Below are 16,845 nucleotides of genomic sequence, written 5' to 3' on the forward strand. Positions count from 1 at the left end.
TGTTGGCACCGTGACCGTGCCTGCACCGACCGATGACGTGTTCATTGATAAGAGCACTCAGACCGTCAAGATTACCGACGCTTCTGGCGGCAACTTCGAAAAACTCGAAGTCGCAGGCAACGGCGCAACCACCACCATCAACGACACCATCGACAAAGTTGATGTGGTCCTGTCCGCCACCACCACTGTTGGAGAAGGCGGCAACATCGTCTACACCGCCAGCCTTGTGGATAAGAACGGCGCGCCGGTGACTAACATCACCAATCCGCTGACTGTCACCCTGGATAACGGCAAAACCATCACCATCGGCGTGAATCAGTCGAGCGGCTCCATCACCACCATCGCGCCTAACGATGTCTACAAAGGCGACCAGACCGTCACAACCGCGATCAAAGGCGTGACCGGCGGCGAGCATTTCGAAAACCTGGTCCCTGGCACTACCGCAGTGAATACCACCGTCACCGACACGCCGGGCACCACCGACCTGACCACCGTCACCCTGACCGCCCCGACGGCTGTCAACGAAGGCGGCCAGATCACTTACACCGCTACCTTGAACAACAAGGCCGGCAGCGACATGGTGGTCCAGCTCGATAACGGTTCGAGCATCACCATCAAGCAAGGCGCGACCGTGGGCACGGTGACCGTCCCTGCGCCGACTGATGATGTGTTCATCGACAAGAGCACCCAGACCGTCAACATCACCGGCACTACCGGCGGCAACTTCGAAGGTGTGAGCATCACGCCGGGCGGCACCACGACTACCATCAACGACACCATCGACGACGTGACTGTGGTGCTCAAAGCCACTGGTTCTGTCAGCGAAGGCGGGCAGATCGTGTACACCGCGTCCCTGGTCGACAAGAACGGCGTGGCGGTGAACAACGTTGGCTCAGACCTGGTCGTCAAGCTGGATAACGGCTCGACCATTACCATCGGCAATGGCAAGTCCACCAGCTTCACCACCGCCACCGCACCTAACGATGCGTATGTCGGCGCCAATGACGTCACCACCAAAATCACGGGTGTGGTCAGCGGTGGCGACAAGTACGAACACTTGATCGTCGACGGCAGCACCGTGGTCACCAAAGTGACCGATGTGGTCAGCAACACCACCATCAGCATTACCGGCGATGCGTCGGTGACTGAAGGCGGTACGGCGCACTACACGCTGTCCCTGAGCAACCCGCCGCAAACCGACGTGACCGTGACGCTCAAGTACAGCGGCACCGCTACCGACGGTTCAGACTTCAATGGCGTGTACACCGTGAAGATCCCGGCCGGTGCCACCAGCGTACCGTTTGATATCCGCACGCTCGACGACAAGATCACCGAGCCGACGGAAAATATCGTCATCACCATCGACAAGACCACTGGCGGCAACTTCGAAAACCTGGTGGTCGGCAATGGCAGTGTTACCACCAACATCATCGACAATGATGCGCCGCCGGTCATCGACCTGGATGCCAACAACTCCAGCGGCGCCAGCGGTGCGGACTTCAAGACCACCTTCACCGAAGGCGGCACCGGTGTGTCAATTGCTGACACTGACATCAAGATCACCGACCCGGACAGCACCCAACTGACCGGCGCCACCGTGGTATTGACCAACAGCCAGCCAGGCGACTCGCTGAACTTCAGCGGCGTGACAGGCATCAACGTGACCCCGACCACCGACCCTGTGACCGGTAAAATCACCTTGACCCTGACCGGCACGGCGTCGCTGGCCGACTACATGCAGCAGATCAAGAACATCACGTTCAACAACAACAGCCACGACCCAAGCACCACGCCACGCACCATTACCGTGAGCGTGACCGATGGCGGCAACTACTCCAACGTTGCCACCACCACCGTCAACGTGGTGGCGGTCAATGATGCGCCGGTGGCGACTGGCGGTGCCGTAACCGGCACTGAAGACACCGCGCTGGCCCTGACCTGGGCCAACTTCGGCGTGACCGATGTGGACTCGCCGCAAGCCAGCCTGGGGGTGAAAATCACCGAGCTGCCAGTCGCCGGCAAATTGCAGTTCCTGGCAGCGGATGGCAGCACCTGGACCAACGTGGCCAACGGCCAGACCTTCACCAAAGCCCAGATCGACGGCGGCCAGTTGCGCTTTATGCCTAACGCCAACGAATCCGGCGCCGATGGTTACGGCGGCACCGGTGTGGGCAACAAGCAAGCGGACTACGCACAGTTCAAGTTCCAGCCAACCGATGGCAAGGACCTGGGCACCAGCGCCACGGTGAAAGTCGATATCACGCCGGTAGCCGACGCGCCGACCCTGAGCGTGGCAGACAACAACGTTGCCTCCACCGGCCTGGTCAAACAGGGCTGGAACAGCATTGCCGGCCTCGGCAACAACGGCAACGGCGCTGCACCGGACGTGCTGAAAAAAGCCATCGATAACGCGGGCACGCCGAACAACACCTCTGTCGTGACCAATGTCGAGTCCGTCGACAACGTCAACGCCGGCTCCGGTTCGAAGATCTCCGGCCTGATCTATATGGAAGCAGGCAAGAGCTACACCTTCAGCGGCATCGCCGATGACAGTGTTGTGGTCAACGTTGGCGGTAAAGACGTTGCCAGCGGAACATGGGGCACCAACAGCGGCAGGTTCAGCGGCTCGTTCACACCAACGGCCAGCGGGTACTACAGCCTTGAGATCTACCAAGCCAACCAAGCCGGGCCTGGCAGCTTTGACGTCAACCTGTCGATCAACGGCGGGGCGGTGCAAAACCTGAGCACCAGCACCGTGCCGTTGTACACCGGCCTTACCGACCTGACCAACGCCGGCGTCACCGTGTCCGACCTGCATGGCAGCAACGGTGACGGTTACTATGTGGGCTACAAGCTCAACGAAGGCCAGGAAAACGGGACGGTCAAACTGTCCAAGGTCACCACCGCGCTGACCGATACCGACGGCTCGGAAACCTTGAGCGTGAAGGTCAGTGGCATTCCGGCAGGTTCGGTACTCACCGATGCGTCGGGCCACACCTTTACCGCGAGCAAGACCGTGGGCGAAGTCAACGTCACCGGCTGGGACCTGAACACGCTGAGCATCAAGCCGCCGACCTACTACAGCGGCCAGTTCAACCTGACGGTCACCTCGACCTCCACCGAAAGCATTGGTGGTTCGGCGACTACCACCGCGCAATTGCCAGTCACGGTGCACCCGGCAACCTACAACCCGGTAACCGGCACTTCGGGCAGCGACACCATCAATGGCAGCGATGGCAACGACATCGTCGTGGCCGACGTCGCCGGCTTGAACGTGGTGCAGGGGAAGAACTACAACATCGCGTTCATGATCGATACGTCGGGCAGTATGGGCGCGAGCTCGATAGCAGCGGCGAAAGCCTCGCTGACCACCACGTTCAACTCGCTGAAAAGCAGTATCGGCTCCAGTACCTCTGGCACCGTGAACATCTTCCTGGCGGACTTCAGTGACCAGGTCAATCGCACGGTGACAGTCAACCTGAAAGACCCAGGTGCGTTGGATTCGCTGCAGAAAGTCCTGGATTCCATGGTATCTACCGGCGGGACCAACTACGAAGACGTGTTCAAGGCCGCTTCCAACTTCTTCAAAAGTGCCCAGGCGACTGGCAACACAGACGCAATCAACACAACGTACTTCATCACCGATGGTCAGCCGACGTTTTACCAGGCGGCCGAGCAGACTAACCCGTACTTGTACGGCAACGTCAGGCTCGATGATGTCGTCACCATGAACAACTACACCATAGGTACAGCCACCCGGATCAACATCGATTCGAATAATTACCTTGATATCAACTCTGCCGGCAAGGTAACCCTCTGGTCCTACGGCTGGTCGTACAACAAGGGAGTCATCCACGCCCAAGGGGATGGCACCTATGAAATATCGGTACAAGGCGGCCTCGGGTACGATACCGATTACTACACCACCACCAACTCCAACAGCGCGTTCGCACTGCTCAAAGGCCTGTCCACAGGTGGCGTAGAAGCCATCGGCCTCAACAGCGGGGTCAGCTTGAACCAGCTGGCTCCGTACGACAGCGATGGCAAGCCGCAAGCCAACATTGATCCGAAGGACCTGGCCAATGCGATCCTCGGCCACACCGAGGCGACGTTGCCTGGCGCAGACACCGTCAACGGTGGCGACGGCAACGACATCCTCTTCGGCGACCTGGTGAGCTTCAGCGGGATCAACGGTGAAGGCTACAACGCACTGCAGGCATTTGTGGCGCAGAAGACCGGCGTGACCGTCTCTTCGGTGACCGCCTCTAACGTTCACCAGTACGTTACCGAGCACTACGTGGACTTCGACGTCTCCGGCGCCAAGGACGCCAACGACACGCTGCTGGGCGGCGCTGGCGATGACATCCTGTTCGGCCAGGGCGGCAATGACCTGCTGGACGGCGGCAAAGGCAATGACATCCTGCTGGGCGGCACGGGCAACGACACGCTGATCGGCGGCCAGGGCAACGACATCTTGATTGGTGGTTCAGGTGCCGACACCTTTGTGTGGAAGGCGGGGGACATCGGCAACGATGTGATCAAGGACTTCAAGGCCTCGGAAGGCGACCGCATTGATCTGCGTGATTTGTTGAAAGGTGAGACTGACAGCACCATCGACAACTACCTGAAGATCACCACGGTAGATGGCGTGTCGACCCTGCAAGTCAGCAGCGAAGGCAAGCTCAACGCCGCCGGTGGCCTGGCCAATGCCGATGTGACCATCAAGCTGGAAGGCAATGATTGGTCCCATGTCAGCATCAACTCGCTGATCACTGGCGCCGACCCTACCATCAAGATCGACCATAGCTAAGATGCAATGGATCGGCCGCCTTCCCGGGCGGCCGATTTTTTTGCCTTATGGGCCGCTGGCCCTGGCGAGCGGTGCGTCGCATACTCACGCTCATACACGCAGCGTTGACCTATGCTGTTGAACGCATGTGGCTCATATTCGAGGGGTTCTTATGTTTTACGTGCAACGTGATGCACTGGGCGCGCTGATTCGCGTAGAGGCGGCCTCCTTTACCGAATCCACCGAAACCCTGCCGGCCGATCACCATGAGATCCAGGCCTGGTACGCCAACGAAGTGGTGGAAACCAGCCTGGCCCAACTCAAGCAGAGCGACCTGGAGATGATCCGGGTGCTGGATGACTTGATCCAGGTGCTGACCCGCAAAGGCGTCATCAGCGTGACCGACCTGCCGCCGGCGGCACAGGCCAAGTTGATGGACCGTAACCACGCGCGGGAAGCCTTGGGTGGGTTGAGCCAGTTGATTGATGATGACGAGAAAGGGCTGATCTGAGCCCGGACGCCGAACCTTTATTCAAATGTGGGAGGGGGCAAGCCCCTCCCACATTTGAATGTCCTGATGTCAGTGTGATTTCCAGGGCGCAGGCTCGCCAAACAGCTGGCCCTGCACACCAAAAATCCCCATCTCGCGAATGACCTTCAGCTCGCCCTCGGTCTCCACACGTTCGGCAATCAACGGCAGATCGATGCTGTGGGCTGCGCGCTGGATGGCTTCGATAAACAGACGCTTGTCACTTTCCTGGTCGATGTCGCGAATGTAGCTGCCATCGATCTTCAGGTAGGCCAGGCCCAGGCGTGCCAGGTTGCCGATCATGCTGAACCGCCCACCAAAACGCTGCAGGCTGAGGGAAAAACCCAGCTCGCGCAGGCGGTGGGTCATCTGTTCCAGCACCGGCTGCTCGGGGAGTTGCTCTTCACCAATCTCCAGGGTGAGGCGTGAGCCCAGGTTGCTGTGCTGGCGCAGCAGGTCATAAATCCGATTCAGGGCCTGGGTATCCTGGAACGTTGCGGCCGAGAGGTTCAGCGCCAGGTTATGGTTGTGGCTGGCCATCTGCTTGAGGACTTGTTCCAGCATCAAACGGTCCAGGCGGGCCGACCAGCCGAAGCGCTCGAGCCACGGCAGAAAGCGCCCGGCCGGTATCGTGTGGCCTTCCTCGTCCTGCAGGCGCGACAGTACTTTGTAATGCAAGACCAATTGTGGGTCCTGGCTGGCGACGACCGGCTGGAAGTACAGCTGGAAGTGCTGCTGGGTCAGGGCCCGGTCCAACAACGTGTGCCAGGCATGGTGATCGTCACCGACGCTGGCGGCGGCGCTGCTGTCCAGGCACACCCAACTGGTATCGCCCTGCGCTTCGGCCTGGGCCAGCGCCTGATCGGCGAGGGTCAGCAGTGCTTGGGGCGCATCGCCATGGCTGAACGGTGCCAGGCCGATATAGGCCACCGGCATCACATCGCTGGCGCCGGTCGCCTGCAAGCTGAGCAAGGTGCTTTCCAGGTTCTGCGCCAATTGCAGCGCTTCTTCACGCATCAATCCCGGTGCCAGCACAGCGAACTCGCCGCCGCGGATACGGGTAACGAGGTTATGGGTTTCCGGGTACGGCTCGCACTGACGCAGCAGCTGTTGGCCGACCGCTTGCAGCAATTGGTCGGTGCGCTGGCCGCCCAGGCGTTGGTTGAGGCCGGCAAGGTCCTTGACCCGCAGCAGCAGCAAGTAACCGGAGTTGGTGTCTTCCGGGTTACTGACACGGGCGTTGAGCTGCATTTCGAAATAACGCCGGTTAGCGAGGCCGGTGAGGTTGTCCTGATAGGACTCGGTGCGCAGTTTTTCGCTGCGTTCGGCCTGTTCCTGGAACAACGCCTTGAGCTTTTCCACCATCTGGTTCATGGCTTGCACAACTCGCCGCAGTTCCGGCGTGCGAGGCAGGTCGGGCAGGCTGAGGAATTCTCGGCGGGCAATCGCGTGGGACTGTTTGACCATGTAATCCAACGGCTTCAATTGCCGGCGCAGCAACAGCCCACCGAGCACCACACTGACCGCACCGCACAGCAGTAGCCAGCCCAGGCTGCCCAAGGCGCTTTGCCAGAGCTTGGCCAGGGCGAACATTGGATGGCTGACCACTTCGACTCGCGCCGCCTGCTCCCAGCCACGGCTAACCAGCGCATCGCCACCTGCCGGCTCCAGGCCGATCAACTTTACGAACCAGTTGGGCACGCCGTTGTTATCAGGAATGCCGCTGCGCTCGACGATGGTTTTATCCGTCGCCAGGTCCACCACACGGATGCTGGCGTAGTAGCCGCTGTCGAAGATCGAGCTGACCAGCAGCTCCACCATGGCCGGGTCGTCGATATTGGGGGTCAACGACAGCGCCAATGCCGTCGCGGCATCCTGGGCATGGGAACGCAGCTGGTTGACGTATTGGGTGCGCGAGCTTTCCAGGCTGACCATGAAACTGCCGCTGAAGGCGACCACCAGGAACAGACAGATTGCGATCAATAGTTGTTTGAACAGAGACATCCGATCAGTTACTCCTAGTTGGCAGGCTCGGCTGGGAAGCCTTCCGCACGCATTTTTCTCAACACATCCTGCCAGCGCGACAAGCGTTTGGTATCACCGACTTTCTTGTTGCCCTTGGCGCCGGGCAAGTACAAGCCCTCGGCGTTGAATGAATACACCGGGACCAAATCGGTGCGGCGGGTAGCCGGCAGGATTTCGTCCATCAGGCTGTCGAGCACCAGCGGGATTGCGTCAGGCGTCGAATAATAGGTCAGAACCATGTGCGCGCGATTCTGCCGTAAAGCCTTGACGTAGGTAATGCGTAATTTGTCGCTGGACACACCCAGATGACGCAAACTGAAATACTTTGCGATCGCGTAGTCTTCACAGTCACCGGCCCCCTTCCAAAGGGCCTCGACGGGCGTCTCCCAATAATCGACAGCGTGCCAGAGGTCGATGTCTTCCACGTAGGTCATTTGCTTGTTGAAGAACAAATTCACGACCTTGAGCTGCTCCGGCTCGCTGACCTGTTTTTGGCTCGCCAATAGCCGCTGCCAGGCGTCGATACGCTGCTGCCCTTCGCCGAGCGGCCCGTACACGGCGGTAGCCTTGCGGCTGATCTGAGAGAAATCCCAATCGGCACGCAGCCCGCCAAGCATCAAGCCGGCCAACAGAATTGCTGATAACAGCCAGCAAAGAACTCGATAGGGAATAAAACTTACCGCCAAGGCGCTCTGTCCATGAAAGAGACGGAATTTCGAGGAATGGTGAAGCCTGGCCCTACAAAAAACAATGGCACAGTGCAATCATTCATAGGAGGACCGAGTTTATAACCGCCCCTTGTGGGAGACACAAAGTATGCTGTGTAAGCCCTTACAAACGGAAACTTTGGCTGTTTGACAAGCGCTTGGGCCGTCTTTAGTGTGCATTGGATCCAATTGACCACACTATTATTCAAGAAAGGAGGATAGCGTAACCGTGACGCAGAAGCCGAACCCTTTAAGCAGCATCAAAATAAGCGGGCCTATTCCCGCCCATCTTGCTCGCGCCGTCATTGAAGAAACGTTGCGCAACGCCATCCTCGATGGGCGATTACCCTGTGGCACCGCGATGCGCCAGCAGGAACTGGCGAGTCTGTTCGGCGTCAGCCGTATGCCCGTGCGCGAAGCCTTGCGCCAACTGGAGGCGCAATCCCTGCTGCATGTGGTGACCCACAAGGGGGCCGTGGTGGCGCCGTTGATCGAGGACAATTCGGCTGAGACCTATGCACTGCGCATGTTGCTCGAATCTGAAGCCCTGCGCTTGTCGATCCCGTTGCTCAGTGACGCCGATCTTGCCGAGGCCGAGGCCTGTATCAATGCGCTGGAATGTGAGAAAGACTACAGAGAGATTGGCCGCCTCAATCGCCTGTTTCACATGGTCTTGTACGGCAAGGCACCCAATCAGCGACTGCTCGATCTGGTGGAGCACGGGCTGAATGAAGAGGAACGCTTTCTGCGCTTCAATCTTGAAGCGATGGGATTGGGCGAAACGTCTCAGGAGGATCACCGTGAACTGTTGAGCCTGGTGGCGCAGAAGAAGATCGACGAGAGCATTCTGACGCTGCGTAATCACTTGATGCGGGGTATGGAAGTGATCGCTAACTACCTCAAGGGTCTCGAAAGCGCCGACAAAAAATTCGCGCAATAGGGCCTTCGTTATTCGCTGACCATTACACTATGCGGGGTAACTTTCCATCAGGAAAGTTACCATAATGACAGGCAGTAAAATTTACAAAACTACTAACGCCGAGGAACTCTCCCACACTTCAACAACTCGTTACTCCTGCAACAGCTTGCGGACAAAACATCTAATACTTTTATAATCCTCCCCTAACGTTTAATCAGCTTATTATCTTCGCCCGACCAACCGCACCCCTTCATCCGCTGGGCACAACTCTATCAAGGTTGCGCTACCTGCGCGGCCTTGACGAAACGTTACATCTCCAACACAACTAAAAAAATTCCAACACTGCTTTTAGAGCACTCGCAACAACTTATAGGCGTCAACCATGCATCAACATTTTATCGAACAAAGAAAACAAAAACTTTTCTGCCATCCGTTATTTATAGAAATAACCTCACTCGCCAAGTTACGACACTTTATGGAGCACCATGTGTTCGCCGTTTGGGACTTCATGACTCTGACCAAGCGCCTGCAACAAGACCTGACGTGCACTCAGATCCCTTGGCTCCCTCCCGCAGACCCCCACGCTGCCCGCTTGATCAATGAAATTGTGCTGGGCGAGGAATCGGATGAGCATCCAACACGCGGCCATTGCAGTCATTTCGAGCTTTACCTGGACGCCATGACAGAGGTAGGCGCCAACACCGCCGCCATCACACGCCTCATTGATCTGCAGCATCAGGGCGTGGAAGTCAGCGCGGCTTTGCAGATGATCGATGCGCCCCGTAGCGTGGTGTCATTTGTCGACAGCACATTGCAAATCGCGCTCAGTGCGCCCACCCACTGTGTGGCGGCGGCCTTCCTGCATGGACGCGAGAGTGTCATTCCCTCGATGTTTGAAGGCTTGATGCACAGCAACGCGTTCATTGAGCGTGAAACACCTACCTTCTTCCACTACCTCAACCGCCATATCGAAGTGGACAGCCACGACCATGGGCCAGCGGCAGAACAGTTGCTCCAGCGTTTGATCGGCACAGATCCGCTTCGCCAGAAACAAGCCGATAGCACCGCCCTTGGCGCCGTGGAGCGCCGTATTATGTTCTGGGACAGTGTGCTGGCTACGCTGCAAGAGGTTCGCCCATGAACGCCGTCAATTACCAATCCTTTGCCGATGATTGGGAGCGGCGCGCTACCATCCGCACACGCCCCCGGCGCCTACTGGAAAACGACGGCAAACTCATCTTTCCCCTGTGCCGCCAACCGCTGGTACTGAGTGCAACTTTCCTTGAACACTGCCCGCAGTGGCGCGACTTCGTGCTGACGCAAAGCTTCTATAAATTCGTCAATGATGTGGTGATCTTCGAAACCGAAATCGTCGACAAGACCGCTCGCAGCATCGCGAAAAACCGCTTCTCCCTGCCCTTCCCACCCGCTTGCCGCTACGACGCGATGACTGTCGTTGTGGACGAGGATTACCACGCGTTGGTCGCGCTGGATTTTCTTCAGCAAGCCGTGGAAATGACCGGGATCGAACCGCTCAATCTACCCGGGCAAATTGAATTGAGCTGCGCGCTACCGACAGCGCAGGCAAAGGTGCCGGCGCACTTGCACGATGCCGTTGAATTAATCGCCGTGGCTATTGCTGAAAACACCGTTACCCATGATGTGGCAGCTTTCTCAAAAGACGCCAGCGTCAAATCGTCTGTGCGCGGCCTGATGGCCGATCACCTGTTCGATGAGGGCCGTCATGCGCGGTTCTGGGCTCAGTTGGTGCGTATTTACTGGCAGTCGGCAACCCCGCAAGATCGCGACAGCATCGCTCAAGCGCTGCCTGTTTTCATGGCGCGCTACCTGACCAACGATCTACAACAAGCCTTCGACCTGCAACTGATCGAACACCTGGACATCAGTGCCGATACTCGTCTTGCCCTACGTCATGAAATCCATGCGCTGGATTTTCCCATCACCCACCAACATCCACTGGTGGCCAATATCATGGGGTTGCTGCGCCAAAGCGGTGTACTGCAAACGCCCAGCGTCGCCCAGGCACTGAGCGCCTACCTGCCGGTACCAGGGAGGTTGGCATGCGGCGTTTAAAGATCGCGTGGAGTGCCTCCAGCAAAGCCCTGGACGAGCTCAAGAAAGTGCTGGAGCAATACGGGCATATCGCAGGAGCAGGGTCCGTCGACCTGATAATTGAAGATGGGGGGCAGCCACTGCCGCCATTGCCAACCGACGTGCCATGGATAAGCCTGCGCGTGGGTATCGGCCCGTTATCCGAGCACGGGCTGCCCTCGCTGCAGTTGCGCTGCTATGACCGCGAGCGCCGCCTGTTGGCTGTGCAGGGCGTCGCCGAGGAACCCAGCGGCAACGGCCAGCGATTACACCAGCAGGCAACGAACGCATTGGTGGAGTGGGCAGCTTGGTTGGTCTGTGGTTTTTCAAGGGATCCAGGTTACTTCTCTATAGCCGCTACCGCTAACGACTGGCCCGAACAGGGCCTGCAAGGGCTGGAAGCAGTGGCATTCATGCACCGGTTCAACCGCACGACAGACCCGGCTTTACTGCGGGCAGCCCAGATGCCCATGATTGAAGCGCTGCAGGCCAGTCTTGAGACCTTCGCGAATCGAACAGCGTTGAATATCGCGGGGGACATGCTGACTTATCAGCAACTTCATCGCCATGCCATAGCGATCCAGCAACGCCTGCTTCCTTTGCTCGAAGGCGTGCAGGCACCACCGGTGATCGGTGTGTGCCTGGAAAAATCCACCGAGCTGTATGCAAGTATTCTTGCGGTATTGGGTTGCGGCTGTGTGTATTTGCCGTTGGCTCCGGATCATCCGGTGCAACGTCAGCACAGCATGTTGGAAAGCCTCCAGGCCTGTGTGCTGCTGGATAACGGTCAGCATCCTTTGCGAGATGGCTTCGCGTCCCTTGATGTCAGCCAAATCGCTGTGCACGACGTCGACGCGACACAACCGCTGATGCACCATCACCCCCTTGCCGACGAGCCTTGCATGGCCTTGTTTACGTCGGGGACCACCGGCCAGCCCAAGTGTGTACTCCTGAGCCACTACAATCTGGCGCATTTCAGCGCGTGGCTCACAACCTGTGTGGGGTTGGATCAACACAGTCGCGTCCTGCAGTTTTCGCCACTGGGCTTCGACTCGTCATTGATCGATATTTTCCCGGCCTTGATCGCCGGCGCTGAATTGATTGTCCCCAGCGCAGATCAACGTCACGACCCTCACCAACTGGTAGAGCTGATTCGCCAGCAACGCGTCAGTCATGGATTTCTGCCACCGGCGCTGCTCAGCATTCTGCCGCTGGATAAGCCACTGGGCCTTACTCACTTGCTTACCGGCGGCGATTTCTGCGAGCCCTATGTGATCGAACAACTGGCGGGGCAATGTCAGTTGCATAACTTTTATGGGCCCACCGAGACCACGGTGTTGGCAACACACCGGGTATTCCAACAAGGTGATAGCCATCGCAATATCGGCTACCCCATCGCCAACAGTCAGGTGTTAATCCTCGATGAAAACCTGCAACCGGTGGATGAACAGGTCACGGGCGATTTGTACATTGCCGGTCCAGGCGTCAGCCTCGGCTATTGGAATGCACCGCCGCAACCCGACAGTCCATTCGTTGCGCTGAGGCTGCCGAATGGACAGGTTCTCAAGGCTTACCGCAGCGGCGATTTGGCGAAATGGACGCAAGATGGCATCGAGCTCGGCGGGCGTCGGGATGATCAAGTCAAGATCCGTGGCTTTAGAGTCGAGCCTCAGGAGATTGAGCAATGCCTGCGCAACAGTCGATTGTTTCGCCAAGTGGCAGTGGTGATCGATCCGACGCACAGAGTCATAGGTTTTGCCGCCCAGCCCGAACCCGGCGCTACGCTGCAGAGCCTGAAGGAACATGCCCGGCAGTGGTTGCCTGTACATATGCAGCCGGTCGCCTGGAGCGAGTTGGCCTGTCTGCCCGGTACGAGTAACGGCAAGGTCGATCGGAAGGCATTATTGGCCCTGCCAATATCCACGCTCGCCGGGGCGACTTGCAGCCCTGTACAAACACCTCTGCAGGCACAGTTGGTGGACTTATGGGCAGAGTTGTTGGCCTTATCCGCAGGCGAACTTTCGATCGATGACAGTTTCTTCAACCTCGGCGGCCACTCCATCCTGTTGTCGAGCCTATTGTTGCGCCTGCGTGAGCAGTTTGGCCGTAGCTTCTGCCTGAGCCCCTTTTTCGAGACACCGACCATCCGCACGTTGGCCGCACTGATGGACGGCGGGGCGCTGCCTGACACCCCTACCCACCGGATGGAAAAAGATGCAGCAAGAATGCTGGGGATCGAGGTGCTGCCTGATACCCACATGGGTGACCCACGCAAAGCGATCGTCACCGGGGCGAACAGTTTTGTCGGGGTACATATCGTCCAAGCGCTACTGGCCGGCGGGGCGCTGGAAGTAGCATGTCTGGTGCGGGAACTGCCCGGGCATTCAGCGGCGGGGCGATTCACCCAGGCACTGCGGGAATACCGCCTGGAACATTTGGACCTGAGCCGAGTGCGGGTGTATGCCGCTGACATGCGCGAACCCCGCCTGGGCTTGGCCGGCAATGTGTATGACTATCTTGCCCGTCATTATGGTGTGCTGGTGCATAACGCCGCACAGGTCAATCATGTACTGGACTATGCGTCACTCGCCAGGGACAACGTCGAGCCGGTGTTTGAGTGCCTGCGCCTCTGCGAGACCCACTGTAAGAAGGTCCTTAATTTCATCTCGACGCTGTCGGCCTGCAGCAGCGTGGACGCCGATGGGCACGTCCTTGAATCGCCCGCCGGGCGCGCGCAGCCACTGTATGTGAAAAATGGCTACAACCTCTCGAAATGGGTAGCTGAGCGATTGTTGGGAAGGGCCGTCGAACAAGGGGTCTGGGTCAATATTCATCGGCCGGGAAATATCAGTTTCAACAGCCAGAACGGCGTCTGCCAACCGCAGAAGAACCGCCTGATGCTGATGCTCAAGGGGTCTATGCAATTGGGGCTGGTCCCCCGGTTGGAGGTGAACTTCGATCTGATGCCGGTGGATTTCCTGGCCGGCTTCATAGCCTTCCACAGCGCCCAATTTGCCTTTGGGCGAAACGTATTCAACCTGCACAACCCACAGCCCTTGAGCTGGGATAAGTACCTCGACGCATTCAGCCAGGCCGGGCACGCCTTCGACCGGGTAAGCGTTGAAGACTGGCAGCAGGCGCTGCGAACGGTTGGCCGTGATAACGCGTTGTTCGGTGTGCTGGGTTTCTACCTGGACGAACTGGACGAAGACATCGGCGATACGTCGATGATCCGTTACGACAATGCCCGATGGGGTCTGGAAAGAATGGGTATGGACTATCCGTCAAAGAGCCCGGCACTGTTACGCAAAGGCTGTGATTACCTCAGGGCCATCAGCTTCCTCTGAACAGCTTCAGAAATTGCCGACGACACTACTGCACCAATCAGCATTCGGAGCGAGAGGCCTCGCTCCGATGCAAACAGGATCAGATCTTGAAGCTATCAACCAATTGCTTCAATCGACTGGCCTGCTGGGACAGTGCATCGCAGTCTTTGAGCGTCTCGTTGAGGTTAGCCACACCCTGCTGGTTCAACAGGTTGATCTGGTTGATGTCGACGTTGAGGGTTTCAACGACAGCGGTCTGCTCTTCGGTGGCAGCTGCAACCGACTGGTTCATTCCATCAATCTCAACGATACGCTGCGTCACGCTGATCAGGCGCTCACCCGCCTGGTTGGCCACTTCAACGCTTTCTTCGCTGGAAGTCTGGCTGGCATTCATGGTGGTCACTGCTTCACGCGAGCCCACCTGCAACGAAGTGATCATCTTGTGGATCTCCTCTGCCGACTCTTGGGTACGGTGTGCCAGGTTGCGCACTTCATCTGCCACTACGGCGAACCCACGCCCGGCTTCGCCAGCACGGGCGGCTTCAATTGCCGCATTGAGGGCGAGCAAGTTGGTCTGCTGGGAAATGCCTTTGATCACATCCAGAATATGCCCGATGTTGTCGGTACTGGCGTTAAGGGTTTCGATCTGAGTGCAGGACAGACTGATCTTCTGCGACAGCTCCGACATCGCCAGGATGGTTTGCTCAACCACTTTGCGGCCATCGTCAGCCTGTTCGCTGGCACCGCTGGCGTGCTGCGAAGCATCTGCTGCATTGCGGGCGATTTCCTGGGTGGCAGCGCCCAGTTCGTTGATGGCCGCAGCTACGCTGTTGGTACGCGCACTCTGTTCGTCGGAACCGATGATCGAAGCATTGGACGATGCCATTACGCGCTGGGACAAATCATGCACCTGACGCGTTGCCGAAGACACCTCGGAAATCGAGGCGTGGATGCGTTCGACGAATTGATTGAATGCACTGCCGACTTCGCCGAATTCGTCTTTGCTGGTCACTGCAAGTCGTCGGGTCAAATCGCCTTCGCCTTGGGCGATGTCCTGCATGGCGACGCCCATGGTGGTCAACGGACGCAGCAACACTTGAATCAACAGGCTCAAGAGCACCGCAATGGCCACAACGGCGATCAACATTGCAATCAAAGCCGAGGTACGGAACTTGCCCAGCGGGGCGTAGGCTTTTTCTTTATCAATGGATAGACCGATGTACCAGTCGGCGCCGGGCAAACCGCTGATAGGCGTGAACGAAAGAATACGATCCTGGCCATTGAGAACAACGTCCTGGTTAAGCTTCTCGATACGTACGTTGGTGCCAGGGTAGATGTCCTTGAGATTTTTCATCACCTGGTCCTGGTCAGGACTCACGATGACCTGACCATCACCACTGACCAGAAACGCATGGCCAATGCCGCCGAAGTCTACCGAGTTGATGATCTTCACCAGGGTTTGCAGGCTAAGGTCACCCCCAACAACACCCAACAGTTCGCCGTTCTTTTTCACCGGCATGGCAATTGTCACGATCTGACCGCCTACAGCCGCCATATAAGGCGGGGTAAGCATTGTTTTGTCCGCTACCACCGCCTGCTTGTACCAAGGGCGCTGACGAGGGTCATAGTCCTCAGGCATCTTCGCGTCAGGGCGCTGCGTGAATACCCCATTGGTTTGGCCCACGTAGGTGAACTGGAAGTTGGAGGTAAACGCTGGCTGATCCACCAACCCGGGAAGATCGACGGCACTGCCTTGATGGGCAACGTTCTGCGCCAGGTTCTCGAGGACCAGGATGCGACCACTGAGCCAGTTCTGCACACTGCTGGCGGTAAGCTCGCCGGATTGCTGGATAGACGAGGCCAGGTTTTGCCTGATCGTGCTGCGTTGCAGGTAGTCGTTGTACAGGGTGAATAACGCGAAGGCTAAAACCACGACGCCTGACGCGGCCAACAGAATTTTATGACTGAACTTGAGATTCATTTCATCGACTTCTTTTTGCCAAAGGGGGGTGAGCGTGCCGAGTGGAACATTCCATGTAACGGGATAGGCGGACTCTGCGGTCGCTCTATTTCGGTGCACGCATGGCTCGTCAGGCTTTCGGCCAAACATCGGCAAAGCTTAGAAATTTGTGTGAAGCATCTTCTTTTTGCGTAGGAAACCGACAGGCGGTAGGTGAAGGCGGGAGGGTGTGACATAGAGCCTTAAACGACAAAACCCCTGTCTGCGTTAGCAGACAGGGGTTTCGGAATTCAATCTTGACGATGACCTACTCTCACATGGGGAAACCCCACACTACCATCGGCGATGCATCGTTTCACTGCTGAGTTCGGGATGGGATCAGGTGGTTCCAATGCTCTATGGTCGTCAAGAAATTCTGTGTACCAGACCGTTGAGTTGGCAACGTGCCGGTGAAATTCATGAGCTTCTACATAAACAG

The 16,845-nt window shown here is 57.8% G+C and carries 8 protein-coding genes, 1 rRNA gene and 1 pseudogene; 6 read left to right on the forward strand and 4 right to left on the reverse strand.

Translation table 11 applies throughout. The features are described 5' to 3' along the window. Together FW800_RS27060 and FW800_RS27065 are read left to right on the forward strand one after the other, a co-directional pair. A pseudogene (locus tag FW800_RS27060) lies at positions 1-4,810 on the forward strand (LapA family giant adhesin); the annotation flags it as partial. 151 nt (positions 4,811-4,961) lie between these two features. Further along, a complete protein-coding gene (locus FW800_RS27065; RefSeq protein ID WP_446438842.1) occupies positions 4,962-5,300 on the forward strand; it encodes a tryptophan synthase subunit beta in 339 nt (112 codons plus the stop codon). Positions 5,301-5,369: 69 nt separating this feature from the next. Here the strand turns inward: FW800_RS27065 and lapD are convergent, their stop codons facing one another. Further along, on the reverse strand, positions 5,370-7,322 hold the full coding sequence (lapD, locus tag FW800_RS27070; protein ID WP_446438843.1) for a cyclic di-GMP receptor LapD: 1,953 nt from the start codon (positions 7,320-7,322) through the stop codon (positions 5,370-5,372). 14 nt (positions 7,323-7,336) lie between these two features. Further along, positions 7,337-7,960, reverse strand: coding sequence for a cysteine protease LapG (gene lapG, locus FW800_RS27075; protein WP_371920302.1), 624 nt, complete (start codon positions 7,958-7,960; stop codon positions 7,337-7,339). Between the two features lie 319 nt (positions 7,961-8,279). On the opposite strand from lapG, the gene FW800_RS27080 reads away from it, so the two are divergent. From FW800_RS27080 to FW800_RS27095, 4 genes are all read left to right on the forward strand, one after another. Beyond that, positions 8,280-8,990 (forward strand): GntR family transcriptional regulator, encoded by a 711-nt coding sequence (locus FW800_RS27080; protein ID WP_032878524.1) that lies wholly within the window; start codon positions 8,280-8,282, stop codon positions 8,988-8,990. A 361-nt stretch (positions 8,991-9,351) separates the two neighbouring features. Continuing rightward, positions 9,352-10,110 (forward strand): DUF3050 domain-containing protein, encoded by a 759-nt coding sequence (locus FW800_RS27085; RefSeq protein WP_446438844.1) that lies wholly within the window; start codon positions 9,352-9,354, stop codon positions 10,108-10,110. Continuing rightward, on the forward strand, positions 10,107-11,063 hold the full coding sequence (locus FW800_RS27090; protein ID WP_446438845.1) for a diiron oxygenase: 957 nt from the start codon (positions 10,107-10,109) through the stop codon (positions 11,061-11,063). Before FW800_RS27085 ends, FW800_RS27090 begins: the two co-directional genes overlap by 4 nt. Beyond that, a complete protein-coding gene (locus FW800_RS27095; protein ID WP_446438846.1) occupies positions 11,051-14,428 on the forward strand; it encodes an amino acid adenylation domain-containing protein in 3,378 nt (1,125 codons plus the stop codon). Before FW800_RS27090 ends, FW800_RS27095 begins: the two co-directional genes overlap by 13 nt. A gap of 79 nt (positions 14,429-14,507) precedes the next feature. Here FW800_RS27095 and FW800_RS27100 read toward each other — a convergent pair whose 3' ends face one another. Further along, the gene (locus FW800_RS27100; RefSeq protein ID WP_078819959.1) at positions 14,508-16,388 is read right to left on the reverse strand and encodes a methyl-accepting chemotaxis protein; all 1,881 of its coding nucleotides are present in this window, start codon (positions 16,386-16,388) and stop codon (positions 14,508-14,510) included. A 273-nt stretch (positions 16,389-16,661) separates the two neighbouring features. Continuing rightward, positions 16,662-16,777 (reverse strand): 5S ribosomal RNA (gene rrf, locus FW800_RS27105). Positions 16,778-16,845: the final 68 nt, after the last annotated feature.

This window comes from Pseudomonas sp. 910_23, assembly GCF_052850795.1.